The 25,427-nt window shown below is 61.7% G+C and carries 25 protein-coding genes; 17 read left to right on the top strand and 8 right to left on the bottom strand.

Translation table 11 applies throughout. From position 1 onward, the window contains the following. Window positions 1-97: 97 nt before the first annotated feature. Complete coding sequence (locus HX869_RS18060; RefSeq protein WP_178903440.1) at window positions 98-994, top strand: LysR family transcriptional regulator; 897 nt, start codon at window positions 98-100, stop codon at window positions 992-994. Window positions 995-1,152: 158 nt separating this feature from the next. Here the strand turns inward: HX869_RS18060 and HX869_RS18055 are convergent, their stop codons facing one another. Both HX869_RS18055 and HX869_RS18050 read right to left on the bottom strand, forming a co-directional pair. Then, a complete protein-coding gene (locus HX869_RS18055; protein WP_087694315.1) occupies window positions 1,153-1,506 on the bottom strand; it encodes a DUF6124 family protein in 354 nt (117 codons plus the stop codon). Between the two features lie 298 nt (window positions 1,507-1,804). Beyond that, entirely contained in the window at window positions 1,805-2,227 is a 423-nt protein-coding gene (locus HX869_RS18050; RefSeq protein ID WP_177049318.1) for an NUDIX domain-containing protein, read from the bottom strand. Between the two features lie 406 nt (window positions 2,228-2,633). Between HX869_RS18050 and phnC the strand changes: the two genes are divergently transcribed. From phnC to HX869_RS17975, 15 genes are all read left to right on the top strand, one after another. After that, window positions 2,634-3,467 (top strand): phosphonate ABC transporter ATP-binding protein, encoded by an 834-nt coding sequence (gene phnC / locus HX869_RS18045; protein WP_003210623.1) that lies wholly within the window; start codon window positions 2,634-2,636, stop codon window positions 3,465-3,467. A gap of 32 nt (window positions 3,468-3,499) precedes the next feature. Continuing rightward, window positions 3,500-4,501 (top strand): phosphonate ABC transporter substrate-binding protein, encoded by a 1,002-nt coding sequence (gene phnD, locus HX869_RS18040; RefSeq protein ID WP_003210622.1) that lies wholly within the window; start codon window positions 3,500-3,502, stop codon window positions 4,499-4,501. Between the two features lie 148 nt (window positions 4,502-4,649). Then, window positions 4,650-5,432: a phosphonate ABC transporter, permease protein PhnE gene (gene phnE / locus HX869_RS18035; protein WP_033897602.1), complete on the top strand. Its 783-nt coding sequence runs from the start codon at window positions 4,650-4,652 to the stop codon at window positions 5,430-5,432. A 35-nt stretch (window positions 5,433-5,467) separates the two neighbouring features. Next, window positions 5,468-6,172, top strand: coding sequence for a phosphonate metabolism transcriptional regulator PhnF (gene phnF, locus HX869_RS18030; protein WP_178903439.1), 705 nt, complete (start codon window positions 5,468-5,470; stop codon window positions 6,170-6,172). A gap of 11 nt (window positions 6,173-6,183) precedes the next feature. Further along, window positions 6,184-6,621, top strand: a complete 438-nt coding sequence (phnG, locus tag HX869_RS18025) for a phosphonate C-P lyase system protein PhnG (RefSeq protein WP_178903438.1) — start codon at window positions 6,184-6,186, stop codon at window positions 6,619-6,621. After that, window positions 6,621-7,211: a phosphonate C-P lyase system protein PhnH gene (gene phnH / locus HX869_RS18020; RefSeq protein ID WP_177035119.1), complete on the top strand. Its 591-nt coding sequence runs from the start codon at window positions 6,621-6,623 to the stop codon at window positions 7,209-7,211. The genes phnG and phnH overlap by 1 nt, the downstream gene beginning before the upstream one ends. Beyond that, a complete protein-coding gene (locus HX869_RS18015) occupies window positions 7,211-8,287 on the top strand; it encodes a carbon-phosphorus lyase complex subunit PhnI (protein WP_178903437.1) in 1,077 nt (358 codons plus the stop codon). The genes phnH and HX869_RS18015 overlap by 1 nt, the downstream gene beginning before the upstream one ends. Continuing rightward, entirely contained in the window at window positions 8,280-9,146 is an 867-nt protein-coding gene (locus HX869_RS18010) for an alpha-D-ribose 1-methylphosphonate 5-phosphate C-P-lyase PhnJ (RefSeq protein ID WP_008434764.1), read from the top strand. Before HX869_RS18015 ends, HX869_RS18010 begins: the two co-directional genes overlap by 8 nt. Then, entirely contained in the window at window positions 9,107-9,916 is an 810-nt protein-coding gene (phnK, locus tag HX869_RS18005) for a phosphonate C-P lyase system protein PhnK (RefSeq protein ID WP_177067051.1), read from the top strand. The genes HX869_RS18010 and phnK overlap by 40 nt, the downstream gene beginning before the upstream one ends. Further along, on the top strand, window positions 9,916-10,635 hold the full coding sequence (gene phnL, locus HX869_RS18000) for a phosphonate C-P lyase system protein PhnL (RefSeq protein ID WP_178903447.1): 720 nt from the start codon (window positions 9,916-9,918) through the stop codon (window positions 10,633-10,635). The genes phnK and phnL overlap by 1 nt, the downstream gene beginning before the upstream one ends. Further along, window positions 10,625-11,770, top strand: a complete 1,146-nt coding sequence (locus HX869_RS17995; RefSeq protein ID WP_178903436.1) for an alpha-D-ribose 1-methylphosphonate 5-triphosphate diphosphatase — start codon at window positions 10,625-10,627, stop codon at window positions 11,768-11,770. Before phnL ends, HX869_RS17995 begins: the two co-directional genes overlap by 11 nt. Further along, entirely contained in the window at window positions 11,770-12,333 is a 564-nt protein-coding gene (phnN, locus tag HX869_RS17990; RefSeq protein ID WP_177054663.1) for a phosphonate metabolism protein/1,5-bisphosphokinase (PRPP-forming) PhnN, read from the top strand. Before HX869_RS17995 ends, phnN begins: the two co-directional genes overlap by 1 nt. Further along, a complete protein-coding gene (gene phnP, locus HX869_RS17985) occupies window positions 12,324-13,073 on the top strand; it encodes a phosphonate metabolism protein PhnP (protein WP_177035116.1) in 750 nt (249 codons plus the stop codon). Before phnN ends, phnP begins: the two co-directional genes overlap by 10 nt. A gap of 348 nt (window positions 13,074-13,421) precedes the next feature. Continuing rightward, window positions 13,422-14,918 (top strand): M10 family metallopeptidase C-terminal domain-containing protein, encoded by a 1,497-nt coding sequence (locus HX869_RS17980; protein ID WP_178903435.1) that lies wholly within the window; start codon window positions 13,422-13,424, stop codon window positions 14,916-14,918. 389 nt (window positions 14,919-15,307) lie between these two features. Next, window positions 15,308-17,347 carry a M10 family metallopeptidase C-terminal domain-containing protein gene (locus HX869_RS17975; RefSeq protein WP_178903434.1) on the top strand — a complete coding sequence of 680 codons (2,040 nt, stop codon included), beginning with the start codon at window positions 15,308-15,310 and terminating at the stop codon, window positions 17,345-17,347. A 157-nt stretch (window positions 17,348-17,504) separates the two neighbouring features. Here HX869_RS17975 and HX869_RS17970 read toward each other — a convergent pair whose 3' ends face one another. Further along, entirely contained in the window at window positions 17,505-18,701 is a 1,197-nt protein-coding gene (locus tag HX869_RS17970; protein ID WP_178903433.1) for an MFS transporter, read from the bottom strand. 178 nt (window positions 18,702-18,879) lie between these two features. On the opposite strand from HX869_RS17970, the gene HX869_RS17965 reads away from it, so the two are divergent. Beyond that, on the top strand, window positions 18,880-19,494 hold the full coding sequence (locus HX869_RS17965; RefSeq protein WP_008434747.1) for a DUF5666 domain-containing protein: 615 nt from the start codon (window positions 18,880-18,882) through the stop codon (window positions 19,492-19,494). A gap of 141 nt (window positions 19,495-19,635) precedes the next feature. Here the strand turns inward: HX869_RS17965 and HX869_RS17960 are convergent, their stop codons facing one another. The 5 genes from HX869_RS17960 to HX869_RS17940 all read right to left on the bottom strand — a co-directional run bounded on the left by HX869_RS17960 (window position 19,636) and on the right by HX869_RS17940 (window position 25,309). Then, window positions 19,636-20,640 (bottom strand): sulfate ABC transporter substrate-binding protein, encoded by a 1,005-nt coding sequence (locus HX869_RS17960; RefSeq protein WP_003210600.1) that lies wholly within the window; start codon window positions 20,638-20,640, stop codon window positions 19,636-19,638. Between the two features lie 107 nt (window positions 20,641-20,747). After that, window positions 20,748-21,572 (bottom strand): ion transporter, encoded by an 825-nt coding sequence (locus HX869_RS17955; RefSeq protein ID WP_177008368.1) that lies wholly within the window; start codon window positions 21,570-21,572, stop codon window positions 20,748-20,750. A gap of 31 nt (window positions 21,573-21,603) precedes the next feature. Further along, complete coding sequence (locus tag HX869_RS17950; protein WP_178903432.1) at window positions 21,604-22,479, bottom strand: urea transporter; 876 nt, start codon at window positions 22,477-22,479, stop codon at window positions 21,604-21,606. A gap of 129 nt (window positions 22,480-22,608) precedes the next feature. Then, complete coding sequence (gene pyk, locus HX869_RS17945; RefSeq protein WP_177008366.1) at window positions 22,609-24,024, bottom strand: pyruvate kinase; 1,416 nt, start codon at window positions 24,022-24,024, stop codon at window positions 22,609-22,611. Next, entirely contained in the window at window positions 24,014-25,309 is a 1,296-nt protein-coding gene (locus tag HX869_RS17940; RefSeq protein ID WP_003210596.1) for a glycerate kinase, read from the bottom strand. Before HX869_RS17940 ends, pyk begins: the two co-directional genes overlap by 11 nt. Window positions 25,310-25,427: the final 118 nt, after the last annotated feature.

Here is a 25,427-nt window from a genome sequence, read left to right as displayed (position 1 = left end):
TCCGGGAAGGAGATGAGTGGCCAACGTTACGCACTCGCGCTTGGCAGGATAATCCCCTAGGATTTGGAATCATCCTTCCAGAATTTGATAGGTTGCCATGAACCGTCTTGAATCCATGTCCATCTTCGTTGCCGTGGTTGATGCAGGCAGCCTGACCGCTGCGGCGCGGCGCCTCGACATGCCGCTGGCCAGCGTCAGCCGCAAGGTGGCTGAACTTGAGACGCACCTGAAAACCCGCCTGCTGCACCGCACCACGCGCCAGCTGTCGTTGACCGATGCCGGCGCCTCTTACCTCGACGCGTGCCGGCGCATTCTTGAAGACATCAGCGAGGCCGAGCGCGCGGCCACTGGCGAATATTCCCAGCCCCGGGGCGAACTGGTGGTCACCGCGCCCGTGGTCTTCGGGCGGCTGCACATCGTGCCGGTGGTGGCGGAATTCCTCGCGCAGTACCCGGAGATCGACATCAACCTGATCCTCACCGACCGCGTCGTGCACCTGATGGAAGAACACTGCGACGTCGCGGTGCGCATTGGCGAGTTGCCCGACAGCTCGCTCAAGGCCATGCAGGTGGGCACGGTGCGGCGGGTGGTGTGCGCCAGCCCGGCATACCTGGCCGCTCGCGGCATACCCGCTGAGCCCCAGGACTTGGCGGGGCATGACTGCATCACCTTCGAAGTGCTGGCGTCCCAAGGGGCGTGGGGATTTGGCGCGGGCAAAGCCGGGCTCTCGGTACCGGTGCATTCGCGGTTGTCGGTGAACACCGCAGAAGCAGCGATTGCAGCGGCGACGTTGGGGGTTGGGGTGATTCGGGTGTTGTCGTATCAGGTGGCGGATGCGCTGCGGGAAGAGGCGTTGGCGGTGGTGCTTGAGGCGTTCGAGTCGGCACCGCTGCCCATTAGCCTGGTGCACAAAGGTCAGTCGCCGTTGCCGCTGAAGCTGCGGGCGTTTCTGGATTTTGTGATGCCGCGATTGCGCGCCCGCATCGCTCAATAACACCGGGCAGTTTGAACCTGATGAAAATCAAAATGTGGGAGCGGGCTTGCTCGCGAAAGCGGTGTATCAGTCACCCGATGTATTGACTGACCCTCTGCATTCGCGAGCAAGCCCGCTCCCACATTGGATTTATGTTGCCAGTTGGATTTCGGTTTTGATCAGGCCACCGGGCACTCTCGATCCAGCGCTCTATCCACCAACAACAATCCCAACTCCAGCAGTTGTTGCATCGCCAATACCAGGCTGCGGTCTTTGCCATCAATGTTTTCGGAAAGGTCCAACGCCATTGCATTGGCAGACTGGAGTGTTTCGTAGGCGTTGCTCAGCAGTGCTTCCGTTTCAACGTTGGCTGATACGGTGAACAGACTGAAGTGGTTTTTTTCATTGGTGGACGCTTTGGTTTCGGCGGGTTTCAGGTAGTGATCGATGGCCCGCTGGGCAGCGTCCTGAAGCTTGTTTTTTTCAGACTTGGAGCCAGACGTTTCTGGCGGATTGGGCGTGACCTTGTACATGCAATGACTCTCCATTCAGTGGGAGCCCACCACATCTGCGACCAAGCAGGTGGGTGGCGAGCTGTACGCAGGTTGGTCGACCAGGGAATGGAAACCCGGCAGGGCCAGGGCCCTCCCACGCACAGCTCGCCATAAAGCGAACACGATAATGCCGCTTGCGCGGCACTGTGCGCCATTCTAACCCGGGCGACCAAACCCGATCGCTGATGAGCAGCGACTTGGAGAGGCTAGCGGCGAGTTAAGGCTGCTGCAAGCCATAGAGATCGTAGGAAAAATCACCGATTTACCGGGATCTTGATTATTCCTGAAGCGATACTTCGGCAAGGCGCGGCTTTAGAAACTCCAGGGCATCTTTAAACACCTGATGCCACTCTTCTGACGGTTCGCTCGCCAGCGGGTGCCAGAAGAACTGGAACTCGTGGCCGCCATCATCCTCTGCAAAATGGGTCCAGGTATCTGGCAGGTCTTCAGGGATCAGGCATTGATGAAAGGCCCATGTATGCCCCGTGGACGCTGAGTGCCAAGTGCCCAGGTCACGTATCACCTTGCCGGTTATCCCGGCCTCTTCAAGCAACTCTCTAACTGCCGCAACCTCGGTACTTTCGCCAGGCTCCACGCTGCCCTTGACCAGTTGAAGACCTGCCAGTGGGTGTTTGAAGGCGAGGATTTCCAGGGATTGGCGGGTTCGCAGGATGACCGGACATGCCTTGTCTTTTCCCATCACGTTGTCCTTTTGCACATATTGGCGGCCAGCTATTGCACCACAGTCCGGCACATTTCCAATGCCGGGCGAAGACCTTGTGGCGAGGGAGCTTGCTCCCGCTGGACTGCGAAGCAGGCCCAAGTCAGCCACTTCAGTACATCTGACAGACCGTGTCACCCAGGCTTGGGGCCGCTGCGCAGCCCAGCGGGAGCAAGCTCCCTCGCCACAGGTTAGGTATGGATCGTTCCCACGCAGAGCGTGGGAACGATCAACGTCCTACAGCTACTTCCAACCTTTCATCAAACCTTCATCAAACGGTTTTACTCCAGTCATGTGCAAGTCATAGGGCTGACACAGCCCGCGCCTACTGTCGTTTGAACTCAAACGCAGCCACGGATGGCTGTTCAACCAGACAGAGAAGCCCATGACTCCAGCTATCCATGTCGATCATCTGAACAAGACCTTTGCGAAGAAATCCGCGCTGGTCGACCTCGAACTCACCGTTGCCACCGGTGAGATGGTCGCGCTGATTGGCGCTTCCGGCTCCGGCAAGTCCACCTTGCTGCGCCACCTCGCGGGCCTGGCCTGTTGCGACAAGAGCAACGGCGGCAGCGTCAAGGTGCTGGGCCGGGAAGTGCAGGCCAGCGGGCGGTTGAATGGCAAGGTGCGACGCCTGCGCGCCGACATCGGCTACATCTTCCAGCAGTTCAACCTGGTCAACCGCCTGAGCGTGCTCGACAACGTACTGCTCGGTTGCCTGGGCCGCATGCCGCGCTGGCGCGGCAACCTCGGTTTGTTCAATGCCGAGGAAAAACAGTTCGCCATGGAATCCCTGGCCCGCGTCGGCCTGGCAGACCTGGCCAGCCAGCGCGCCTCCACCTTGTCCGGCGGCCAGCAGCAACGCGTGGCAATCGCCCGCGCTTTGACGCAACGCGCCGAAGTGATCCTGGCGGATGAACCCATCGCCTCCCTGGACCCGGAGTCGGCGCGCAAGGTCATGGAGATCCTCGCCGACATCAACGGCCGCGACGGCAAGACCGTGGTGGTCACCCTGCACCAGGTCGATTACGCCATGCGTTATTGCCCGCGAGCCGTGGCGCTCAAGGGCGGGCGGATTCACTTCGATGGCCAGGCCAGCGAGCTGAGCAGCCAGTTCCTCAACGATTTGTACGGTGCCGATGTCGACACCAGCCTGATGTTTTCCGACCAGACCCGCACACCCGTCGTCCCCGCACGGTTGGCCCTGGCCCGCGCTTGAAACCTTACTAACGACCCACAGGAATCCTCTCCATGTTGAACCGTATCGGTCATGTGTTTCTGTCTGCCGTGCTGCTTGCCAGCGTGGCCATGGGCACTGCCCAGGCCGCCGACAAGGCGATCAATTTCGGCATCATGTCCACCGAGTCTTCGCAGAACCTCAAGAGCATCTGGCAGCCCTTCCTGGATGATATGCACAAGAAGACCGGCCTCACCATCAACGCCACCTTCGCTTCCGACTACGCCGGCCTGATCCAGGGCATGCGCTTCAACAAGGTCGACGTGGCCTGGCTGGGCAACAAGGCCGCGATGGAAGCGGTGGACCGTTCCAACGGCGAAATCTTCGCCCAGACCGCCGCCGCCAACGGGGCCGCCGGTTACTGGAGCGTGCTGATCGTGCGCAAGGACAGCCCGATCAACAACGTCGATGACATGCTCAAGAACGCCAAGAACCTGACCTTCGGCAACGGTGACCCGAACTCCACTTCGGGCTACCTGGTGCCCGGCTACTACGTGTTCGCCAAGAACCACGTCGACGCCGCCACCGCCTTCAAGCGAACCCTCAACTCCAGCCATGAAGTCAACGCATTGAGCGTGGCCAAGGGGCAGTTGGACGTCGCCACCTTCAACACCGAAAGCTGGGACCGCCTGGAAGTCACCCAGCCGGACAAGGCCGCCATGCTCAAGGTGATCTGGAAGTCGCCGCTGATCCCGGCCGACCCGATGGTGTGGAGCAAGGCCCTGAGCGACAGCGAGAAGACCAAGATCCGCGACTTCTTCGCCAACTACGGTGACACCGACGAAGAGAAGGCCGTGCTGAAGAACATGCAACTGGGCAAGTTCCTCAAGTCCAGCGACGACCAGTTGTTGCCGATCCGCCAACTGGAACTGTTCAAGCAGCGCACCACCATCAGCGCCGACGACAAGCTGGAAGCGGCTGACAAGGCCAGGAAGCTCGCCGACATCGACGCCGACCTGGCCAAGCTGCAAGAGCGCATCACCGAACTGGACAAGAAGACCGCAGCCAACGGCTAACCCCCTGTAGGAATCGGGTTCATGTGGGAGCGGGCTTGCTCGCGAATACGGTGTGTCATTCAACGCATCCGGCGACTGAGTCACCGCATTCGCGAGCAAGCCCGCTCCCACATTAAGCCCAGTTCCAACCCTACACCGAGAGTGACCCATGACTACCTTGCATGCTGAAGCAGTGGGCAAAAGGACTTGGCCGCAATACCTGGGCTGGGGCCTGTTCCTGGTCCTGCTGGCCTGGGCCTGGCACGGCGCCGAGATGAACCCGCTGGCGCTGTACCGCGACTCCGGAAACATGGCGACCTTCGCCGCCGACTTCTTCCCGCCGGACTTCCACGAATGGCGCTCCTACCTCAAGGAGATGATCGTCACCGTGCAAATCGCCCTCTGGGGCACGGTGCTGGCGATCGTCTGCTCGGTGCCCCTGGGCATCCTGTGCGCCGACAACATCACCCCATGGTGGATTCACCAGCCGCTGCGCCGGGTGATGGATGCCTTCCGTTCGATCAACGAAATGGTGTTTGCGATGTTGTTCGTGGTCGCCGTCGGCCTCGGTCCTTTTGCCGGTGTCCTGGCCTTGTGGATCAGCACCACCGGGGTCCTCGCCAAGCTGTTTGCCGAAGCCGTCGAAGCCATCGACCCGGGCCCCGTTGAAGGTGTGCGAGCCACCGGTGCCAGTGCCTTGCAGGAAGTGATCTACGGCGTGATCCCGCAAGTGATGCCGCTGTGGGTGTCCTACGCGCTCTACCGCTTCGAGGCCAACGTGCGTTCGGCGACGGTGGTGGGGATGGTCGGTGCCGGCGGGATCGGCGTGATCCTCTGGGAGAACATCCGCGCGTTCCAGTTCGTGCAGACCTGCGCGGTGCTGCTGGTGATCATCGTGGTGGTGAGCTGTATCGACGTGCTGTCCCAACGCCTGCGCAAGCAGTTCATCTGACGTCGGAGGGGTGCCCCAGGGCGCTTTTTTTAAGCATGCAGTTGTCTAGACAAGATGAGCCGGTGTACCGCGAACTCGCTGACATCCTGCGCCGCGAACTGAGCAGCTACCAGGCCGGTGACTTCCTGCCGGGCGAGGTGCAACTGGCTGAACGCTTCGGCGTCAACCGCCACACCCTGCGCCGCGCCATCGACGAGCTGGTGTTCGAAGGCAGCCTGTTGCGCCGCCAAGGCAAAGGCACCCAGGTGCTGGACCGCCCGCTGATTTACCCGATGGGCGCCGAGACCTCCTACAGCCAGTCCTTGTCGGCCCAAGGCGTGGGCGTGGAAGCGATGCTGCTCAAGCGCCGCTACTGCTTTGCCAGCCGCGAAGAGGCCCAGCAACTGGGCATCGCCGAGATGGCGCCGATGATCGAGCTGCAAACCCTGCGCAAGGTCGACCACCAGCCGGTCAGCCTGATCCGCCACCGTTACTGCGCCAGCCATGCGCCGCTGCTGGCGGACTACAACGGCGGCTCGCTGCGCCACTACCTGCGTGAGCGCGACATGCCGTTGACCCGTACCCAAAGCCTGATCGGCGCGCGTTTGCCCAACCGCGACGAAGCCGCACTGCTGATGATGCCCCGGCACTTGCCGGCGCTCACCGTATTCACCCTTTCCCGCGATCGCGACGGCCGCCCGGTGGAGCTGGCGCAGTCCACCAGCCGTTCGGATCGCTTCCAGTACCAAGTGGTGACCTGATGGAGACCCCGATGAACCTGTCCCCGCGTCAACACTGGATCGGCGTGCTCGCCCGCGCCTTTCGCAGTGAATTGCTGCCCCATGAAGACGCCCTGCGCGACGTGGATTACCAACTGATCCGCGCCCCGGAAATCGGCATGACCCTGGTGCGTGGCCGCATGGGCGGCAATGGCGCGCCGTTCAACCTCGGCGAAATGAGCGTGACCCGCTGCGTGGTGCGCCTGGCTGACGGGCGTATCGGCTACAGCTATTTGGCCGGGCGCGACAAGGTCCACGCCGAACTGGCGGCCCTGGCGGATGCGCATTTGCAGGGCGCGCACCCGAGCCCCTGGCTCAGCGACCTGATCGGCGCACTGGCCAACGCCCAGGCCGAGCGCCGGGCGCAAAAAGAGGCCGACACCGCCGCCACCAAGGTCGAGTTCTTCACCCTGGTTCGAGGAGAAAACTGATGAATGCCCAACGCTTGCAACCGGCCTTTGTAGACCCGGTGCTGGATGCCCAGCGCGGTTTTCGCGGGGCCCTCAAGGCCCTCGCCGAGCCCGGCCTGATCCAGTCCTTGCCCGCGGCCCCCAGCCTTGAAGGCCTGGCGCCGGCTACCTATGCGCTGTGCCTGGCGCTGCTGGATATGGACACCCCGCTCTGGCTGGCGCCGTGCTTCGACACGCCGCTGATCCGCGCCAACCTGGCCTTCCACTGCGGCTGCCCGCTGACCGCCAACCGGAAAGAGGCCGCGTTCGCCTTGCTCGGTGAACAGGACTTGCTCGACCTCAGCGGCTTCGACCACGGCAATGACCGCTACCCGGATCAATCCTGCACCTTGCTGGTCCAGTTGACCGACCTGGAAGCCGGTCGCGCCTTGAACTGGCGCGGTCCGGGGATCAAGACCCAGCGTCAGGTCAACCTGCCCGTACCCCAGGCGTTCTGGCTGGAACGCCAACGCCGGGAAACCTTTCCCCGTGGCCTGGACGTGTTGTTCGCCGCCGGCCATCACCTGATCGGCCTGCCACGCAGCACCCGAATTGCACAGGAGCATGCCTGATGTACGTAGCCGTCAAGGGTGGCGAACAGGCCATCGACAATGCCCACCGCCTGCTGGCGAAAAAGCGCCGGGGCGATACTTCCATTGCGGAACTGAGCGTGGAGCAGATCCGCGAGCAACTGCCGCTGGCGGTCGCGCGAGTGATGAGCGAAGGCTCGCTGTACGACACGGAGTTGGCCGCACTGGCGATCAAGCAAGCGGCGGGGGATCTGGTGGAAGCGATCTTCCTGCTGCGGGCCTACCGCACCACGTTGCCGCGCTTCAGCCCGAGCCTGCCGATCGATACCGTGCAGATGTCACTGAGCCGGCGTTTGTCGGCGACTTTCAAGGACGTGCCGGGCGGGCAACTGCTGGGCCCGACCTTCGATTACACCCACCGCCTGCTGGACTTTGCGCTGCTGGCCGAAGGTGAATACCCGGGCCCGCAAACCACGCCGGATGCCACTCTGGAAGCGTGCCCTCGGGTACTCGGCCTGCTGGCCAAGGAAGGGCTGATCAAGAACGAATCCGACGACACCGGCAGCGTCGCCGACATCACCCGCGACCCGCTGGAATACCCGGCCAACCGTGCCCAGCGCCTGCAAGCCCTGGCCCGTGGCGACGAAGGTTTCCTGCTGGCACTGGGTTACTCGACCCAACGTGGTTACGGCCGCAACCACCCGTTCGCCGGCGAGATTCGCATCGGCGATGTGGAGGTGTGGATCGACCCGGAAGAGCTGGGTTTCCCGATTTGCCTGGGCAGCATCGAAGTCACCGAGTGCGAGATGGTCAACCAGTTCGTCGGCTCGGCCACCGAGCTGGCGCAGTTCACCCGGGGCTACGGCCTGGCATTCGGGCATGCCGAGCGCAAGGCGATGGGCATGGCCCTGGTGGACCGCTCGCTGCGGGCCGATGAGTTCAACGAAGAGATCGTCTCGCCGGCCCAGCAGGAAGAATTCGTGCTGTCCCACTGCGACAACGTCGAGGCGGCGGGCTTCGTTTCCCACCTCAAATTGCCTCACTACGTGGACTTCCAGTCCGAGCTGGAACTGATCCGCAAACTGCGCCAACCGGCCGAGGGCACCCGCCATGAATGACCTGACTCAAGCGCCTGCGCGTGACCCTGCGTACAACTTCGCCTACCTCGACGAGCAGACCAAACGCATGATCCGCCGCGCCTTGCTCAAGGCCGTGGCGATCCCCGGTTACCAGGTGCCGTTCGGTGGCCGCGAGATGCCGCTGCCTTACGGTTGGGGCACCGGCGGCATGCAACTGACCGCCGCGATCCTGGGAGCTGACGACGTGCTCAAGGTGATCGACCAGGGCGCCGACGACACCACCAACGCCGTGTCGATCCGCCGCTTCTTCGCCCGTACGGCGGGCGTCGCCACCACCGAAAGCACCCCGGACGCCACGGTGATCCAGACCCGCCACCGCATCCCGGAAACTCCGTTGCAGGCCGACCAGATCATGGTCTACCAGGTGCCGATCCCGGAGCCGCTGCGTTTTATCGAACCGTCGGAAACCGAGACCCGCACCATGCACGCCCTGAATGACTACGGGGTGATGCACGTAAAGCTCTACGAGGACATCGCCACCTTCGGCCATATCGCCACCAGCTACGCCTACCCGGTGATGGTGGATGAGCGCTACGTGATGGACCCCTCGCCAATCCCGAAATTCGACAACCCGAAACTCGACATGAGCCCGGCGCTGATGCTGTTCGGTGCCGGTCGCGAAAAGCGCCTGTACGCGGTGCCGCCGTACACCCAGGTCACCAGCCTCGACTTTGAAGACCATCCGTTCGAAGTGCAGAAGTGGGAACACACCTGCGCGATCTGCGGCAGCCATGAATCGTTCCTCGATGAGCTGATTCTCGACGACGCCGGTACCCAGAGTTTTGTGTGTTCCGACACCTGGTATTGCGCCCAACGGGTCAAGGAGAACAACCAGTGAGCCAGCCTCTTTTGCAAGTGCGTGACCTGTCGTTGTTGTACGGGGAAGAGAAGGGCTGCCAGGACGTCAGCTTCGATTTGTACCCCGGTGAAGTGTTGGGGATTGTTGGTGAGTCGGGCTCGGGCAAGTCCACCTTGCTCTCGCTGCTCAGCGGGCGTCTGCCACCGCAGGCCGGCCACATCGGCTATCGCGGCAAGGACGGTGGATGGCTGGATCTGTACAGCGCCAGCGAAGCCGAACGTCGCACCTTGCTGCGCACCGAATGGGGCTTTGTCGAGCAGAACCCTCGGGACGGTTTGCGCATGGGCGTGTCTGCCGGCGCCAATATCGGCGAGCGCCTGATGGCCCAGGGCGTGCGCAACTATGAGCAACTGCGTGGCGCCGGCCTCGACTGGCTGGGCCAGGTGGAAATCGACCCGCAGCGTATCGACGACTTGCCCCGGACCTTCTCCGGCGGCATGCAGCAGCGCCTGCAAATCGCCCGCAACCTGGTCTCCAGCCCGCGCCTTGTGTTTATGGACGAACCCACCGGCGGCCTGGACGTGTCGGTACAGGCGCGCTTGCTCGACCTGCTGCGCGGCCTCGTTCGCGAGCTGGATCTGGCGGTGGTGATCGTCACCCACGACCTCGCCGTGGCGCGCCTGCTGGCCGACCGCCTGATGGTGATGCGCCGCTCGCGCGTGGTGGAAACCGGGCTGACGGACCAGATCCTCGACGATCCACAGCACCCTTACTCTCAACTGCTGGTGTCTTCGGTATTGCAACCATGATGAATGCCTTGATCGAGGTCCGTGACCTCTCGAAAATCTTCACCTTGCACCAGCAGAACGGCGTGGTGCTGAACGTGCTGCGCGGGGTGGAGTTCAGTGTGAAAGGCGGTGAGTGCCTGGTGCTGCATGGCCAGTCCGGCGCCGGTAAAAGCACGTTGCTGCGCACCCTGTACGGTAACTATCTGCCGGCGGGCGGCAGCATCCGGGTACAGCACCTTGGCGAATGGCTGGAGCTGGTTGGTGCCGAGCCGCGGGAGGTGTTGCAGGTGCGCCAGCAGACCCTGGGCTACGTCAGCCAGTTTCTGCGGGTGATCCCGCGGGTGGCCTGCCTGGATGTGGTGATGGAGCCCGCCCTGGCCCGTGGCTGGTCGAAGGCCAATGCACAGTCGCGCGCCGAGCATCTGCTGACCCGCCTGAATATCCCACAACGCCTGTGGCAGCTGGCACCCGGTACGTTCTCCGGCGGCGAGCAACAGCGGGTCAACATCGCCCGCGGCTTCATGGTGGATTGGCCGGTGATGCTGCTGGACGAACCCACCGCGTCCCTCGACGACAGCAACCGCCAGGTGGTGCTGGAACTGATGAACGAAGCCAAGGCTGCCGGCGCGGCCTTGATCGGCATCTTCCACGACCGCGCCGCCCGTGAAGCGGTCGCAGACCGCCATTTCGACATGACCCCAGCGCCTGTTGCCCAAGAGGAATACGCCCATGCCCGCTGAACAGATCCTCAGTAATGCCCGGCTGGTGACGGCTGATCGCATGTTCCTTGGCAGCATCGTGCTGCGTGACGGGCTGATCGTCGACATCGCCGAAGGCCGCAGCCAACTGCCCCAGGCCCAGGACCTTGACGGGGATTTCCTGTTGCCGGGCCTGGTGGAACTGCACACCGACAACCTGGAAAAACACATGACCCCGCGCCCCGGCGTGGACTGGCCGTCGACTTCGGCGGTGCTCAGCCATGATGCGCAGATCATCGCGGCCGGCATCACCACGGTGTTCGACGCGGTGTCCATTGGCGATGTGAATCCCAAGGGCAACCGCATGCAGAAACTGCCGGCGATGCTCAACGCCATCGCGGCAGCAGAAAGCGCCGGCCTGACCCGCGCCGAACACCACCTGCACCTGCGCTGCGAGCTGTGCCACCCCGACACCCTGAGCGTGTTCCGCGACCTGGTGGAAAACCCGTTGGTGCAGTTGGTGTCAGTGATGGACCACTCGCCGGGCCAGCGCCAGTTCGTGCTTGAATCCAAGTACCGCGAGTACTACATGGGCAAGTACCACCTGAACGACGAGACCATGGACGCGTTCATCAAGCTGCAAATGGCCAACTCCAGGGAGTACAGCGACCGCTACCGCGCCGCGATCGTCGAGCATTGCCTGGAACGCGGCCTGTCGGTGGCCAGCCATGACGATGCGACCCTGGCTCACGTCGAGGAGTCGGCGCGCTACGGCATGACCATCGCCGAATTCCCCACCACCCTGGAAGCCGCCCGTGGCTGCCGGCAACTGAACATGAAAGTTCTGATGGGCGCGCCGAACGTGGTGCGTGGCGGGTCCCACTCGGGTAATGTGGCCGCCGCCGGCCTGGCCGCCGAAGGATTGCTGGATATACTTTCCAGTGACTACTACCCGGCCAGCCTGTTGCAGGCGGCGTTCGTGCTGGCCGATCAACAGGATGGCGGCAATCTGTCGCGGGCAATCAGGATGATCAGCCTGGCGCCCGCGCACGCGGCGGGCCTCAGCGATCGCGGCGAAATCGCCACGGGTCTGCGGGCCGACCTGGTGCAAGCCAGGAGCCGCGACGGACTGCCCGTGGTCCAACAAGTGTGGCGACAAGCGAAGAGGGTGTTTTGATGGCAGGCAGGTTGATCTATCTCATCGGACCATCGGGTTCGGGCAAGGACAGCCTGCTGGATGCTGCACGACCGCGTCTGGCCGAGCGTGGTTGCCGCATTGTGCGGCGGGTCATCACCCGCTCGGCGGAAGCGGTGGGCGAAGCGGCGCAGGGTGTGAGCCCGGAGCAGTTTGCCGCAATGGAGGCCGAGGGCGCATTTGCCCTCAGCTGGCACGCCAACGGGTTGTCCTATGGCATCCCACGGGAAATCGATGAGTGGCTGGCGGCGGGGCACGATGTGCTGGTCAACGGCTCCCGCGGCCACCTGGCGCAAACCCGGCTGCGTTACCCGAACCTGCTGGTGGTGCTGCTGACGGTAGACCAAGGGGTGTTGCGCCAGCGCTTGCTGGCGCGGGGGCGCGAATCCCTGGCGGATATTGATCTGCGCCTGGCGCGCAATGCGCGATTCGCCGAGGGATTGAGCGCTGCTGCAGATGTGTTCCTGCTCGACAATTCCGGCCAACTGGAACACACGGTCGAGCGCTTGCTGGGCTGCCTCGACGGGCAACCCGCATGCGCCTGACACTGCTGGGCACCGGCGATGCGCGGCAAGTGCCGGTGTATGGCTGTGAGTGCGCCGCCTGTGGCCTGGCCCGCCATGACCAGAGCCTGCGCCGCCGCCCATGCAGCGCATTGATCGAGTGTGGCGGCCAGCGCTGGTTGATCGACAGCGGGTTGCCCGACCTCACCGAGCGCTTCCCGCCCCGCAGTTTCAACGGGATTCTCCAGACCCACTACCACGCCGATCACGCCCAAGGCCTGCTGCATTTGCGTTGGGGCCAGGGGCTGGTGATTCCGGTGCATGGTCCGGTGGATCCGGAAGGGTTGTCCGACCTGTACAAGCACCCCGGCATCCTCGATTTCAGCCAGCCGTTTGCCGAGTTTGAAACCCGCCGGTTGGGTGAACTGAGCGTCACCGCGTTACCGCTGCTGCATTCCAAGCCCACCCTGGGGTATCTGCTGGAAGGTGAAGGGCGGCGCATTGCCTACCTTACCGACACCGTTGGCCTGCCACCCGCCACCCGCGATTGGCTGCAACGCGAGCCGCTGGATGTGCTGGTACTCGATTGCTCCATGCCGCCGCAACCGCAGGCACCGCGCAATCACAATGACCTGACGCTGGCATTGCAGTGTATTGAGGAGGTGGGTGCGCAGTTGGGGGTGCTGACCCATGTGGGGCATACGCTGGATGCGTGGTTGTTGCAGCATCGGCGGGAGCTGCCGCGGCATGTGACGGTGGGCTGGGATGGGCGGGTGATTTAGCGTGGGAAGTTATGTCAAGCGGTGAGGTCCTGATCGCTGGTGGATTTGGATGAAAAGTTTGAGTGGATGTATCTTTGTTGATGCCGGTTTGGAGTATTCATATTGGCGGCATTGTGTAGGTTTTTGTTTTTTTTCTGATAAACCAAGGCGCTGCCGCAACGGCTGGTGTGTGTTCAGTTGTTTAAATTGCAAGTAATTTATTGAGTTTCTTAGCGGGTGTTTCATCGCTTTTAAGTGTTTCGATGAGAACTAAATAAGCGCTGTCCCGTGCTTTCCATGCATGGGAGCTTAATGGCTGATGCCGATTGTTCCGGCTCGTCTATTAATTAATAAAGAGTGCTCTTTCTCATGAACGTTTTTGACGCGATCTCCATCAGGCCCATGCTTCAAAACTTGCCGGAGTCTGACCCCGGTCCGACTGGCTTCGGCGCGAAAGCCAAGCCGACCTACACCACGGATCAGGCCGGCAAGCAGATCTCGCGGGACAACCTGCGGTTTCACGATCGTAACGGCGACAAGAAAGTTGATCTGTCCTACACCGTCGACCCCAGTTTCACCGCGCAGCAGCAACAACGCGTTCGTCAAGCGGTGCAGTCCTGGCAGGATGTTGCCAACATTAACCTCAAGGAGCAGGCAGATGGGGCAGACGGCACGGTAAACATTAAAAACAACCCTCGCGGTGACCGTGGTGTTGCCACATCACCTACACGCTCCAACACCAGCACGACCGCGACGATAGGCACGCTGAAAGCAGGGAGCAGACCTGGCCTGGGCAGCCACTTTTCGGTGACCGCGGTACATGAAGTCGGGCACGCCATCGGCCTGCAGCATCCAGGCAACTACAATGGTGGCGGCTCTACCTACAACAGTGGCGCGGTCTATGCCGGGGATACCAAGGCGCGCAGCGTCATGAGCTACTGGTCGGAGAAAAACCAGGCCGGCCACGACTTTCAGTCTTCGAATCCATCCGCGCCAATGATGGACGACATCGCGGCAGCGCAGCGGTTGTATGGGGCCAATCACCAAACCCGCAATACCGACACCACGTATGGTTTCAACTCCAACACCGAGCGGGAGGCGATGACGCTCAAGAGCGCCACGGACAAACCCGTTTTTTGCGTATGGGACGGCGGCGGTGACGATACGTTGGACTTTTCAGGGTTCTCACAGAACCAGAAGATCAACCTCAATGCCGAGTCGTTCTCTGACGTGGGCGGCTTGAAGGGCAATGTCTCGATTGCCAAGGGGTGCACAATTGAAAACGCAACAGGTGGGGCCGGTCGCGACACCCTGATCGGTAACGAGGCGGGCAATCGACTCAAAGGTGGAGCAGGGGCTGATACGTTGCGCGGTGGCGGCGGAGCGGACATGTTTATCTACGACAAGGCCAGTGATTCCACGCCCCAGGATCCTGACTTGATCGAGGACTTTACCAGCGGTACCGACAAGATCGACCTGTCGGGCGCATTGAAAGAAGCCGGCGTGGGCACCCTGGTGTTCACGGACCGATTCACGGGGCGCGCTGGCGAGGCCTTGCTCAAGTACGACGCCGCCACGGGCCGGTCAAGCCTGGAAGTTGACCTGAACGGCAGTGGCAAAGCCGAGTTGTTGATCAACAGTGTTGGCCAGATCAATTCGACGGATGTGCAGTGGGCGGGGGCGACGCCTGGGTTCAAGCCGGTGCCATTACCCATGCCAAATGTAGTGCCGTCCCCGGCGCCGCCCCCTGCGCCTGATTCGAAAACGACCACGCTTGCAGTGTTGAACGAGATGATCGCCAAGACATTGTCGACGTTGCTGCAGCTATTGAAAGGTCTGCTTCAACAGCCGGGCGCCCCTGGGTAACCGCCAGAGTGAAGGCAGAGTCTGGCCCTGTTTCCAGTGCCTGGCTCTCAGCCATCAGCACCACGTGGTGCAGCAGCCGGATGTGTAGCAGATTGTTTTCATGCCCTGGTTAGGGCGATGGGTAATTGTAGGTTTATATGTCTCCGGTTTTCTTCGTATCGCATATTGAATGCAGAGCTGGCCTGATCTGAAACTTCTGAATATAAATATAGTGTGCTTAAAAAATTGGCGATGTGTTTCTGGCTGTTTGGATATTTAAATTGAAACGTTCATAGGGGTGACATTCGGTTTTTTCATGTGAGATTTTAAGGCGGCTGTTAAGTGAAAAAGTCGCGTTGAAAGTCTGTTTCCTGATGAATCAAAGTCTCAACTAAAAGGATGTTGTTTGTATGAGAGTCACTGCTTCTTTTGTTAATCCGACTGTTTCAAGTCATGAGCTATCTACGTTGAATGCGGCCACTACCAGTGATGGCGCAACCTCAAAAAAAACCTTCACCACGGATGATGCTGCAAAGCACATCCTGCGAGAGGGTTCGAGGCATTACGATCGTAATGGCGATAACAAAATCGAGCTTTCCTTCACCCTTGACGATCAATTCTCTGTGCAACAGAAAGCGTCCTTGCGCAAAGCCCTGACATCTTGGCAGGACGTGACAAATATTGTCTTCAAGGAGGGGGCGACAGGTCCGGATGGTTCAATAACCATCAAGGCCAATCCCGATGACAATGGCGGGGTGTCTGGGCTGCCTAATCGCTGGTACGGTGATATGAGCACTACGGTTGGAACGAAAGGCGCTTCTGATGCCCCACGGCATGGCGATGTTTTTTTATCAACGGCCATACATGAGTTGGGACATGCCCTGGGGCTTGGCCACCCTGGGGACTATGGTGAAAGTGTGCACTCTTATGCAGATGCCCTATACACGCAGGACACCAGAGCCCACAGCGTGATGAGTTACTGGCGAGAAACCAATCATACGGGCCATGACTTCAAATCGCGCGAACCTTCAACGCCAATGAAAGATGATATTGCTGCCGTACAGAAACTCTACGGGGCCAATCTCAATATTCGGAATACCGATACTACTTATGGCTTTGAATCCAATACTGACCGTGACCACTTCAGCCTTGAGTCCTCGAAGGACGCCCCGATATTTTCGGTATGGGACGGGGGCGGGAATGACACGCTGAACTTTTCGCTATTTTCCCAGAACCAGAAGATCAACCTGAATGCGGAGTCGTTTTCCAATGTGGGTGGCTTGAAGGGTAATGTGTCTATCGCCAAGGGCGTTGTCATTGAAAATGCCACAGGTGGCTCAGGTGACGATGAGCTCATAGGGAATGAGGCCGGCAACCGGCTCAAGGGTGGAGCGGGTTCAGACAGGTTGACAGGCGGCGCAGGCGCGGACGTGTTTGCTTACGATAGAGCGAGTGACTCGACACTCACCAGGCCTGACGAAATCCTGGATTTCATCAGCGGCACAGACAAGATCGACCTTTCGGGCTTATTGAAAAATACCTCAATCAAGCATTTCAACATTGTTGAGCGGTTTACGGGGCGTGCTGGCGAGATTGTCCTGAGCCATGACCCGCGCAGCGGAAACGGTAGTCTGGGTCTCGACACCACTGGCAGGGGCAAAGCGGATTTTCTGATTAAGAGCGTGGGTGGCATTCAGGCCAGTGACATAGTCACTGGCGGGGCATACGAACCTGGAGTTTCCAAGCCGGAGCCCCAACCAGAGCCCAAGCCAGAACCTCAACCGGACCCGAATCCGGAACCTTTTCCTGCTCCGCACGATACTGTCTATGGCTTCAACTCCAACACCGGTGATCCCTTCCTTAGCCTGCATTCCCAGAGTGGCGCTCCCAGGTTCCTGGTGAGGGACAAAGGTGGCGATGACACCCTGGACTTTTCGGGCTTCCGGCAGAACCAGACCATCGACTTGCGCGAGGGCGCAGCCTCCAGCATAGGCGGCTTGCGCAATAACGTTGGTATAGCCAAAGGTGTCACCGTGGAGAATGCGATTGGCGGCTCAGGCCGTGACACGCTCATAGGCAATACGGTGGATAACGTTCTCACCGGCGGGGCAGGTGGAGATACGCTCTGGGGTGTGGGCGGTAGAAACACGTTCAGGTATGAGAAGGCCAGCGACTCGGCCTATGACGACGCTGACCTGATCATGGATTTCACCAGTGGCCAAGACACAATTGATCTGACGGGTTTAATGACAGAAGTCGGAACGCCCTTGCGGCTGGTGGATAGCTACACGGGCCGTATTGGAGATACCGTCGTCAAATACAACCAGCAGAGCGGGCGTTACTTTGTGGGCATCGACTTACTGGGACGGCGTCAGACAAACTTCCTGCTTAAAAGCACACGCTTGATCCGGCCAGAGGACGTGATCGGTCTGTCTACTCACCTGCGCTGAAAAGCAACGCGCCAGGGCGCTCGCCATCCTCCTGGAGGGGATACCGCCCATAAATCCCTGGGCGGTAATTCCCAATCAGTCAGCAAGCCCTTGACCTCGTCACTCGTCATTTGTGGCGGATGCGGCGTTGGAGCGGTTGATGCGGTTGTAAGGTGGGTCAGGCAGTCGCCACCGCCCCTTGCCGCGAGGCGCTCAAGAAGCGCAGCAACGCCACCAGCGGGAATGCGCTGCCCACCAGCATCACCCCCAGCCAGCCGCCGTGTTCGTACACGCTGCTGGCAATCGCCGAGCCGAAGGCGCCGCCGATGAAGATGCTGGTCATGTACAGCGCGTTCAGTCGGCTACGGCTGTTGGCGTCGAGGGCGTAGATGGCGCGCTGGCCAAGGACCATGTTCATCTGCACGCAGAAGTCCAGGACCACGCCGGTCACCGCCAGGCCGATCACGCTGTACAGCGGGTGCACGAAGGCCGGCAGGAAGCTCAGTGCGGCAAACAGCATCGCCAGCAGCGAAGCGCGGTGGGTGTGGCCGGCGTCCGCCAGGCGCCCAGCGATGGGTGCGGCGATGGCGCCCAGGGCACCGACCAGGGCAAACAGGGCGATCTGGCTTTGGCTCAGGCCGTGGTTGCGTGACAGTTCCAGCGGGGCGGCGGTCCAGAACAGGCTGAAGGTGGCGAACATGCAGCCCTGGTAAAACGCGCGCTGGCGCAGCACCGGCTGGCGGCGCAGCAAGGTGCCCAGCGAGGCGAGCAACTGGCCATAGCTGGCCGCGTGATCCGGTTGGCGCTTGGGGATGGTCAGCATCAGCACCACGCTGATAAACGCCATCAGTGCCGCGGCGGCCATGAACATGGCGCGCCAGCCGAAGTGGTCGGCCACCACGCTGGACACCGGTCGCGCCAGCAGGATACCCAGCAGCAAGCCGCCCATGATGCTGCCGACCACCCGGCCACGGGATTCAGCCGGCGCCAGGTGCGCCGCCAGCGGAATCAGGATCTGTACCGACACCGAACTGAAGCCGATCAGCAGCGACACCAGCAGGAACAGGTTCGGCTGTTCGGTGAACGCCGCACCCAGCAGGCTGGCGATGGCCACCACGGTGGTGATGATCATCAGCCGGCGGTTTTCCAGCAGGTCGCCCAACGGCACCAGGAAGAACAGGCCCAGGGCATAGCCGATCTGGGTCAGGGACACGATCAGGCTGGCCATGGCCGGCGTGAGGCCGATGTCCGGGGCGATCAGCTCGATGATCGGTTGCGCGTAGTAGATGTTGGCGACGATGGCGCCGCAACAGAACGCAAACAGCATCACCATGCCTCGGGTCATCGTGCTTGTAACGGGGGGCGTGGCGTTCATGGCGTTCTCATAAAAGCGAAGGATTGTGGCGAGCGAGGATAAAGACTGGCCCCGGGCGGGAGTAGCCTGTCTGTGGTGATAACACTCATGCCGGGAATTAATGACTGAAACGTTAACTTTCGCGCTGAAGGTCGATGATACATTCAGTCACAACTGCATAAACAGGAAATCGACTGCCATGAAGACGACATTCAACAAGATGCTCCTGGCCTCCAGCCTGGCCGCGCTGATGACCGTGGGCGTTGCCCAGGCCGCAGATGCCCCGCGTGTCGGCGTGCGGGGTGCGATTACCGCGATGGACGGCGACGCGATGCACGTTAAGGTCAACAGCGGTGAAGACGTCACCGTGCACCTGACCAAGGACACGCAGGTGCGTGCGGTCACCCTGGCAAAAATCGAAGACATCAAGCCCGGCAGTTACATCGGTTCGGCGGCCATGCCCAACGCGGATGGCACCCTGACGGCGCTGGAAGTGCATGTATTCCCACCGGCGATGGCCGGTACAGGCGATGGGCACCGTGCGTTCGACCTGAAGGAAGGCAGCAGCATGACCAACGGCACCGTGGGTGACCTGGTGGTGAGCAATGGCCGCACGTTGACCGTCAAGTACAAGGGCGGCGAGCAGAAGATCGTGGTGCCGGATGATGTGCCGATCGTCAACCTGGAGCCGGGTGATCGCAGCTTGCTGAAGCCTGGGGTGAAGGTGGTGATGTTTGCGGCGAAGGGCGCGGACGGGAGCGTGACGGCCCAGGCGATTTCTGCGGGTAAGGATGGCGTGACACCGCCGATGTAACCGCTGAACACTGAAACAAATGTGGGAGCGGGCTTGCTCGCGAATGCGGTGTGACAGTCACCGGATGTACCGACTGATCCACCGCCTTCGCGAGCAAGCCCGCTCCCACATTTTTGACCGGGTTTCTCCAGTCAGAACTGCTTATTGGCCGGAGTAGATCTGGTCAAAAACCCCGCCATCATTGAAGTGGGTCTTCTGCACGGTGCGCCAGTCGCCAAAGGTCTTCTCTACCGACAGGAAGTCGACTTTCGGGAAACGGTCGGTGTACTTGGCCAGCACTTTCGGGTCACGTGGACGCAGGTAATTGTTGGCGGCAATTTCCTGGCCTTCCGGCGACCACAGGTACTTCAGGTATTCCTCGGCAGCCACTTTGGTGCCTTTCTTCTCGACCACTTTGTCGACGATCGACACTGGCGGCTCAGCTTCTGCGGAAACGCTCGGGTAGATCACTTCGAACTGATCACGGCCGAATTCACGGGCGATCATTTCTGCTTCGTTCTCAAAGGTCACCAGCACGTCGCCGATCTGGTTGGTCATGAATGTGGTGGTAGCGGCACGGCCACCGGTGTCCAGCACGGGTGCGTGCTTGAACAGGTCACCCACGAACTTCTTGGCCTTCTCTTCGTCGCCGCCATTCTTCAGCACATAACCCCAGGCCGAGAGGTAGGTGTAACGGCCGTTACCGGAGGTCTTCGGGTTCGGCACGATGACTTGCACGCCATCCTTGAGCAGGTCCGGCCAGTCTTTCAGGGCTTTCGGGTTGCCTTTGCGCACGATGAACACCGTGGCCGAAGTGAACGGCGCACTGTTGTTCGGCAGGCGGGTAACCCAGTTGTCCGGCACCAGTTTGCCGTTGTCCGCCAGGGCGTTGATGTCGGTGGCCATGTTCATGGTGATCACGTCAGCCGGCAGGCCGTCGATCACCGAGCGCGCTTGTTTGCTCGAACCACCGAAGGACATCTGCAGGGTCAGCTTGTCGTTTGGATGCTCGGCGGCCCAGTGCTTCTGGAAGGCGGCGTTGTAGTCCTTGTAGAAGTCACGCATCACGTCATAGGAGACGTTGAGCAGGGTGACCGGGGCGGCCTGGACGACGCCAGCCAGTGCGAGGCCGGCGGCCAGGAGAGAGGCACTAACGAGTTTTTTCACTGCTCATTCCTTGTTGTTCGAGAAGGTTTTTGAAACGCATGGGGGCAATATGCCAGCGACTATAACGGGGGGGCGCATAGTCGCTTAAAGATTAAAAAGAACTTTGCTTATTCCAGTTTCTTGAAAAGCGCGCTGCCACACCGTGAGCAAAACGCTGCATTGGGCTCATGGCTGTTTTTCTTGCACACCGGGCAATCCGTTTGCAATTGCTCACCGCGCATGGCGTTGGCCAGTTCGGCGGTGAAGATCCCGGTGGGCACCGCGATGATCGAATAACCGGTGATCATCACCAGCGACGAAATCACCTGGCCCAGCGGGGTCTTCGGCACGATATCGCCAAAACCCACGGTGGTCAGCGTCACGATTGCCCAATAGATGCCCTTGGGAATACTGGTAAAGCCGTGCTCCGGGCCTTCGATCACGTACATCAAGGTGCCGAACACCGTGACCAGGGTGCAGACGCTGACCAGGAACACCACGATCTTCTGCTTGCTGCCCCGCAGCGCCGACATCAGGTAGTTGGCCTGCTTGAGGTACGGGCCGAGCTTGAGCACGCGGAAAATCCGCAGCATCCGGATGATTCGGATAATCAGCAGGTACTGCGCGTCGCTGTAGTACAGCGCGAGGATCCCGGGCACGATCGCCAGCAAATCCACCAGCCCATAAAAGCTGAAGGCATAGCGCAACGGCTTGGGCGAGCAATACAGCCGCAGGCCGTATTCGATGGCGAAGATGATGGTGAAGCCCCACTCGATATAGGCCAGCACGTTGGCGTAGTTGTCGTGGACCTCCTGGATGCTGTCGAGGATCACGATCACCAGGCTGGCCAGGATGATCAGCAACAGGGTGCTGTCGAAGCGTCGGCCGGCCGGGGTGTCACTTTGGAAAACCATGACGTAGAGACGCTCACGCCAGTGCTTGTTGCTGTCCATGGAAGTCGCCTGAATCGAAGATCAGCGAAGCCTAGGGGGATTCGAAGGGGCTGTCCATGCGGGTTTTCTGCATCACCCGCTGACTGGCGCGCACCAGCCAGGTGGCGAGGATAAACGGCGCGGTCAGCGCGGGCAGGTTCAGGCCGGTGAAGCCGGGCGTGAGGATGATCGCCAGGAGAATGCCGATCAGCGGCAGCCAGGGTTGGCGACGATACTGGCTGAGGGCCAGGGCGGCCAGCGCCGGGTTATAGCTGTGCAGGCCGAGCAGGGCGCTGGCGGGCTCGTCCATCAACAGGGCGATCAACACGCCGAGGCTCGCGCCGGTCAGCGCCCACAAGGCCGCGCGGCGGCTGGCTATTAAAAGGCCGAGGGCGATCAGCAGGCCGGCGAGGGGTTGGTCCATCAGGATGACTTGGGCCAGACCTGTGAACGGCGCGCAGATTAGCGCCCAGGTGCCGGGTTCGCTGGCGGCAAATGCGGCGGGCGCGGTGGTGCCCAGCAGCAGCCAGCCGAGTACCACAAACGGTGCGGTGTAGGCGGGCAGGTCATCGGGGTTGGCGGCGCGTTTGAGCCACTGGCGAGTGAGGATTGCGCTGAGGCCACCGCAGGCGAGAATCAACGGCGGCAGCAGTGCCGACCAGCTGAAGTGCTGGCTGATCAGCAAGCCGAGCAGCACGCCGTTGTAGCTATAGAGACCGGCCTGGCGTTCGGCCTTGGGATAGCCGCGGCGTTGGGCGGTCAGCAAGCCGGCGACACCGCCCAGCAGCGCGCCGCCGAGCAGGGCCGGGGCGCCGACCAGGATCGCCAGCAGGCAGAGCAGGCCACACAGCGGGTGGCGCTGCAGGAATATCTGGCTGAAGCCGTTGAGCAGGGCTTCGGCCCAGTCGGGGCAGGGTTGGTTGGGCATGATCAATAATCTGCAGGAAAGCGCCGAATCTTGTGGCGAGGGAGCTTGCTCCCGCTGGGGCGCGCAGCGGCCCCAAAAGATGGGCCTGCTGCGCAGTCCAGCGGGAGCAAGCTCCCTCGCCACAGGGGATTAGATCAATGTCTCGATCCGCAACGAATTGGTCGACCCTGGCTGCCCGAATGGCACCCCCGCGGTAATCACCAACGTATCCCCACGCTCCGCCATACCCTGTGCCTGGGCAATCTCCAACGCCGTGGAACACACCTCATCCACCTGCCGCAGCCGATCGTTCACCACCGAATGCACGCCCCACGCCACGCTCAAGCGTCGCGCCGTCGACAGGTTCGGTGTCAGGTTCAGAATCGGCACCGCCGGCCGCTCCCGCGCCGCCCGCAAGGTGGAGGTGCCCGACTCGCTGTAGTTCACCAGCACTGCCACCGGCAGGATGCTGCTGATACGGCGGATAGCACAGCTGATGGCGTCCGACACCGTGGCATCCGCCTTGGGCCGGCTGACGTCCAGCTGGGTCTGGTAATCCGGGCCATTTTCCACCTGGCGAATGATCTTGCTCATCATCAGCACGGCCTCCAACGGGTATTCACCGGAAGCGGTTTCCGCCGACAGCATCACCGCGTCCGCCCCTTCCGCCACTGCGTTGGCCACGTCGGTGACCTCGGCCCGGGTCGGCGCCGGGGAGAAGCGCATGGATTCAAGCATCTGCGTGGCCACCACCACCGGTTTACCCAACTGGCGGCACACACCAATGATGTCCTTCTGGATTTGCGGCACGCTTTCCGCCGGCACTTCCACCCCCAGGTCGCCTCTGGCGACCATGATCGCGTCGCTCAGCTCGGCGATTTCCTGCAGGCGCTGCACCGCCGAGGGCTTCTCGATCTTGGCCATCAGGAACGCCTTGTCGCCGATCAACTCGCGGGCTTCGCGGATGTCTTCCGGGCGTTGCACAAACGACAGCGCCACCCAGTCCACTCCCAGCTCCAGGCCGAAGCTCAGGTCGCGGCGGTCCTTGGCGGTCAGCGGGCTGAGCTCCAGCAATGCCTGGGGTACGTTCACGCCTTTGCGGTCCGACAGTTCACCGCCATTGAGCACGGTGGTGTCGATGGCATCGGCGTGCTTGGTGATCACCCGCAGGCGCAGCTTGCCGTCGTCCAGCAGCAGGTCCATGCCGGGCTGCAGGGCCGCGATGATTTCCGGGTGGGGCAGGTTGACCCGCCGCTGGTCACCGGGTGTCGGGTCGAGGTCCAGGCGCAGGGCCTGGCCGCGAATCAGTTGCACTTTTCCTTCGGCAAAACGCCCCACCCGCAGCTTCGGCCCTTGCAGGTCCATCAGGATGCCGAGGGGATAATTGAGCTGGCGTTCCACCTGGCGAATCCACTGGTAGCGTTGGGCGTGGTCGGCATGATCGCCATGGCTGAAGTTCAGGCGAAAGATATTCACCCCGGCTTCCACCAGCTCGCGAATGTCGTCGATGCTGTCGGTGGCCGGGCCCAGCGTGGCGAGGATCTTGACCTTCTTGTCAGGCGTCATGTTCAGGGGACTCTCTTTCAGGACTTTCAAGAATCAGAATGGCGCGGAAATCGTTGACGTTGGTGCGGGTCGGCTCGGTGATGATCAAGCCGTCGAGGGCCGCGAAGTAGCCGTAGCCATTGTTGTTGTCCAGCTCGTCACTGGCGCTCAAGCCCAGGGCTTCGGCGCGGGCGTAGCTGGTGGGCGTCATGATCGCGCCGGCGTTGTCTTCCGAGCCGTCGATGCCGTCGGTGTCACCCGCCAGGGCGTAGACGCCGGGCAGGCCCTTGAGGCTGTCGGTGAGGCTCAGCAGGAATTCGGCGTTGCGTCCGCCACGGCCATTGCCGCGTACGGTGACGGTGGTTTCGCCGCCGGAGAGGATCACGCAAGGCGCCGCCAGGGGTTGGCCGTGCTGGATGATTTGCCGGGCGATACCGGCGTGCACCTTGGCCACGTCCCGCGCTTCGCCTTCCAGGTCGCCGAGGATCAGCGGGCTGAAACCGGCCTGGCGGACTTTCACTGCCACCGCTTCGAGGGATTGCTGCGGACGGGCGATCAGTTGGAAATGGCTACGGGCGAGCACCGGGTCCCCGGGCTTGACGGTTTCCGACTCCGGGCTTTGCAGCCAGGTGCGCACCGACGCCGGGATTTCAATCTGGTAGCGCTTGAGAATCGCCAGCGCCTGTTGCGAGGTACTGGGGTCGCCAACGGTGGGGCCGGAAGCGATGACCGTGGCCTGGTCGCCCGGTACATCGGAAATCGCGTAGGTGTAGACGGTGGCAGGCCAGCTTGCCTTGGCCAGGCGCCCGCCCTTGATCGCCGAGAGGTGCTTGCGCACGCAGTTCATCTCGCCGATGGTGGCGCCGGATTTGAGCAGGGCCTTGTTGATCGCTTGCTTGTCCGCCAGGGTGATGCCGGCGGCCGGAAGGGCGAGCAGTGCAGAGCCGCCGCCGGAGAGCAGGAAGATCACGCGGTCGTCTTCGCCCAGGTTGCTGATCAGCTCCAGCACACGCTTGGCCACGGCCTGGCCTGCGGCGTCCGGCACCGGGTGCGCGGCTTCGACCACCTCGATTTTCTTGCAGGGTGCGCCGTGGCCGTAGCGGGTGACCACCAGGCCCGAGACTTCGCCTTGCCAGCAGTTTTCCACCACCAGCGCCATGGCGGCGGCGGCTTTGCCGGCGCCGATCACGATGACCCGGCCGCTGCGGTCGGCGGGCAGATAGGGTTCGAGGACTTGCCGGGGGTGGGCGGCGTCGATGGCTGTGGCAAACAGCTCGCGAAGCAGGTGTTGCGGATCGACCGACATAAGCGGGCTCCCGGGGATTCTTGTTATTAGGTATGCATCAGATCGTTCCCACGCTCCGCGTGGGAATGAATCACTGGACGCTCTGCGTCCGCTGTTGTGACGCGGAGCGTCACGGCTG

The organism is Pseudomonas sp. P7779 (genome assembly GCF_013386315.1).
In the GTDB taxonomy this organism is placed as follows: Bacteria; Pseudomonadota; Gammaproteobacteria; order Pseudomonadales; family Pseudomonadaceae; genus Aquipseudomonas.
The sequence above is the reverse complement of the archived record's forward strand: the minus strand, read 5'-3'. Positions and strand labels throughout refer to the sequence as shown.

What these genes read in the sequence shown, in the direction of transcription:
- phnF (WP_178903439.1), top strand. Translation starts at nt 5,468, where the DNA reads ATGCAGTTGTCTAGACAAGATGAGCCGGTGTACCGCGAACTCGCTGAC.
- HX869_RS17950 (WP_178903432.1), bottom strand. Translation starts at nt 22,479, where the DNA reads ATGCCCAACCAACCCTGCCCCGACTGGGCCGAAGCCCTGCTCAACGGC.
- phnD (WP_003210622.1), top strand. Translation starts at nt 3,500, where the DNA reads ATGTTGAACCGTATCGGTCATGTGTTTCTGTCTGCCGTGCTGCTTGCC.
- HX869_RS17940 (WP_003210596.1), bottom strand. Translation starts at nt 25,309, where the DNA reads ATGTCGGTCGATCCGCAACACCTGCTTCGCGAGCTGTTTGCCACAGCC.
- phnG (WP_178903438.1), top strand. Translation starts at nt 6,184, where the DNA reads ATGAACCTGTCCCCGCGTCAACACTGGATCGGCGTGCTCGCCCGCGCC.
- HX869_RS17975 (WP_178903434.1), top strand. Translation starts at nt 15,308, where the DNA reads ATGAGAGTCACTGCTTCTTTTGTTAATCCGACTGTTTCAAGTCATGAG.
- HX869_RS17995 (WP_178903436.1), top strand. Translation starts at nt 10,625, where the DNA reads ATGCCCGCTGAACAGATCCTCAGTAATGCCCGGCTGGTGACGGCTGAT.
- HX869_RS17970 (WP_178903433.1), bottom strand. Translation starts at nt 18,701, where the DNA reads ATGAACGCCACGCCCCCCGTTACAAGCACGATGACCCGAGGCATGGTG.
- HX869_RS18015 (WP_178903437.1), top strand. Translation starts at nt 7,211, where the DNA reads ATGTACGTAGCCGTCAAGGGTGGCGAACAGGCCATCGACAATGCCCAC.
- HX869_RS18055 (WP_087694315.1), bottom strand. Translation starts at nt 1,506, where the DNA reads ATGTACAAGGTCACGCCCAATCCGCCAGAAACGTCTGGCTCCAAGTCT.
- phnE (WP_033897602.1), top strand. Translation starts at nt 4,650, where the DNA reads ATGACTACCTTGCATGCTGAAGCAGTGGGCAAAAGGACTTGGCCGCAA.
- phnN (WP_177054663.1), top strand. Translation starts at nt 11,770, where the DNA reads ATGGCAGGCAGGTTGATCTATCTCATCGGACCATCGGGTTCGGGCAAG.
- phnL (WP_178903447.1), top strand. Translation starts at nt 9,916, where the DNA reads ATGAATGCCTTGATCGAGGTCCGTGACCTCTCGAAAATCTTCACCTTG.
- HX869_RS18010 (WP_008434764.1), top strand. Translation starts at nt 8,280, where the DNA reads ATGAATGACCTGACTCAAGCGCCTGCGCGTGACCCTGCGTACAACTTC.
- HX869_RS18050 (WP_177049318.1), bottom strand. Translation starts at nt 2,227, where the DNA reads ATGGGAAAAGACAAGGCATGTCCGGTCATCCTGCGAACCCGCCAATCC.
- pyk (WP_177008366.1), bottom strand. Translation starts at nt 24,024, where the DNA reads ATGACGCCTGACAAGAAGGTCAAGATCCTCGCCACGCTGGGCCCGGCC.
- HX869_RS17980 (WP_178903435.1), top strand. Translation starts at nt 13,422, where the DNA reads ATGAACGTTTTTGACGCGATCTCCATCAGGCCCATGCTTCAAAACTTG.
- phnC (WP_003210623.1), top strand. Translation starts at nt 2,634, where the DNA reads ATGACTCCAGCTATCCATGTCGATCATCTGAACAAGACCTTTGCGAAG.
- phnH (WP_177035119.1), top strand. Translation starts at nt 6,621, where the DNA reads ATGAATGCCCAACGCTTGCAACCGGCCTTTGTAGACCCGGTGCTGGAT.
- HX869_RS18060 (WP_178903440.1), top strand. Translation starts at nt 98, where the DNA reads ATGAACCGTCTTGAATCCATGTCCATCTTCGTTGCCGTGGTTGATGCA.
- HX869_RS17955 (WP_177008368.1), bottom strand. Translation starts at nt 21,572, where the DNA reads ATGGACAGCAACAAGCACTGGCGTGAGCGTCTCTACGTCATGGTTTTC.
- HX869_RS17965 (WP_008434747.1), top strand. Translation starts at nt 18,880, where the DNA reads ATGAAGACGACATTCAACAAGATGCTCCTGGCCTCCAGCCTGGCCGCG.
- phnP (WP_177035116.1), top strand. Translation starts at nt 12,324, where the DNA reads ATGCGCCTGACACTGCTGGGCACCGGCGATGCGCGGCAAGTGCCGGTG.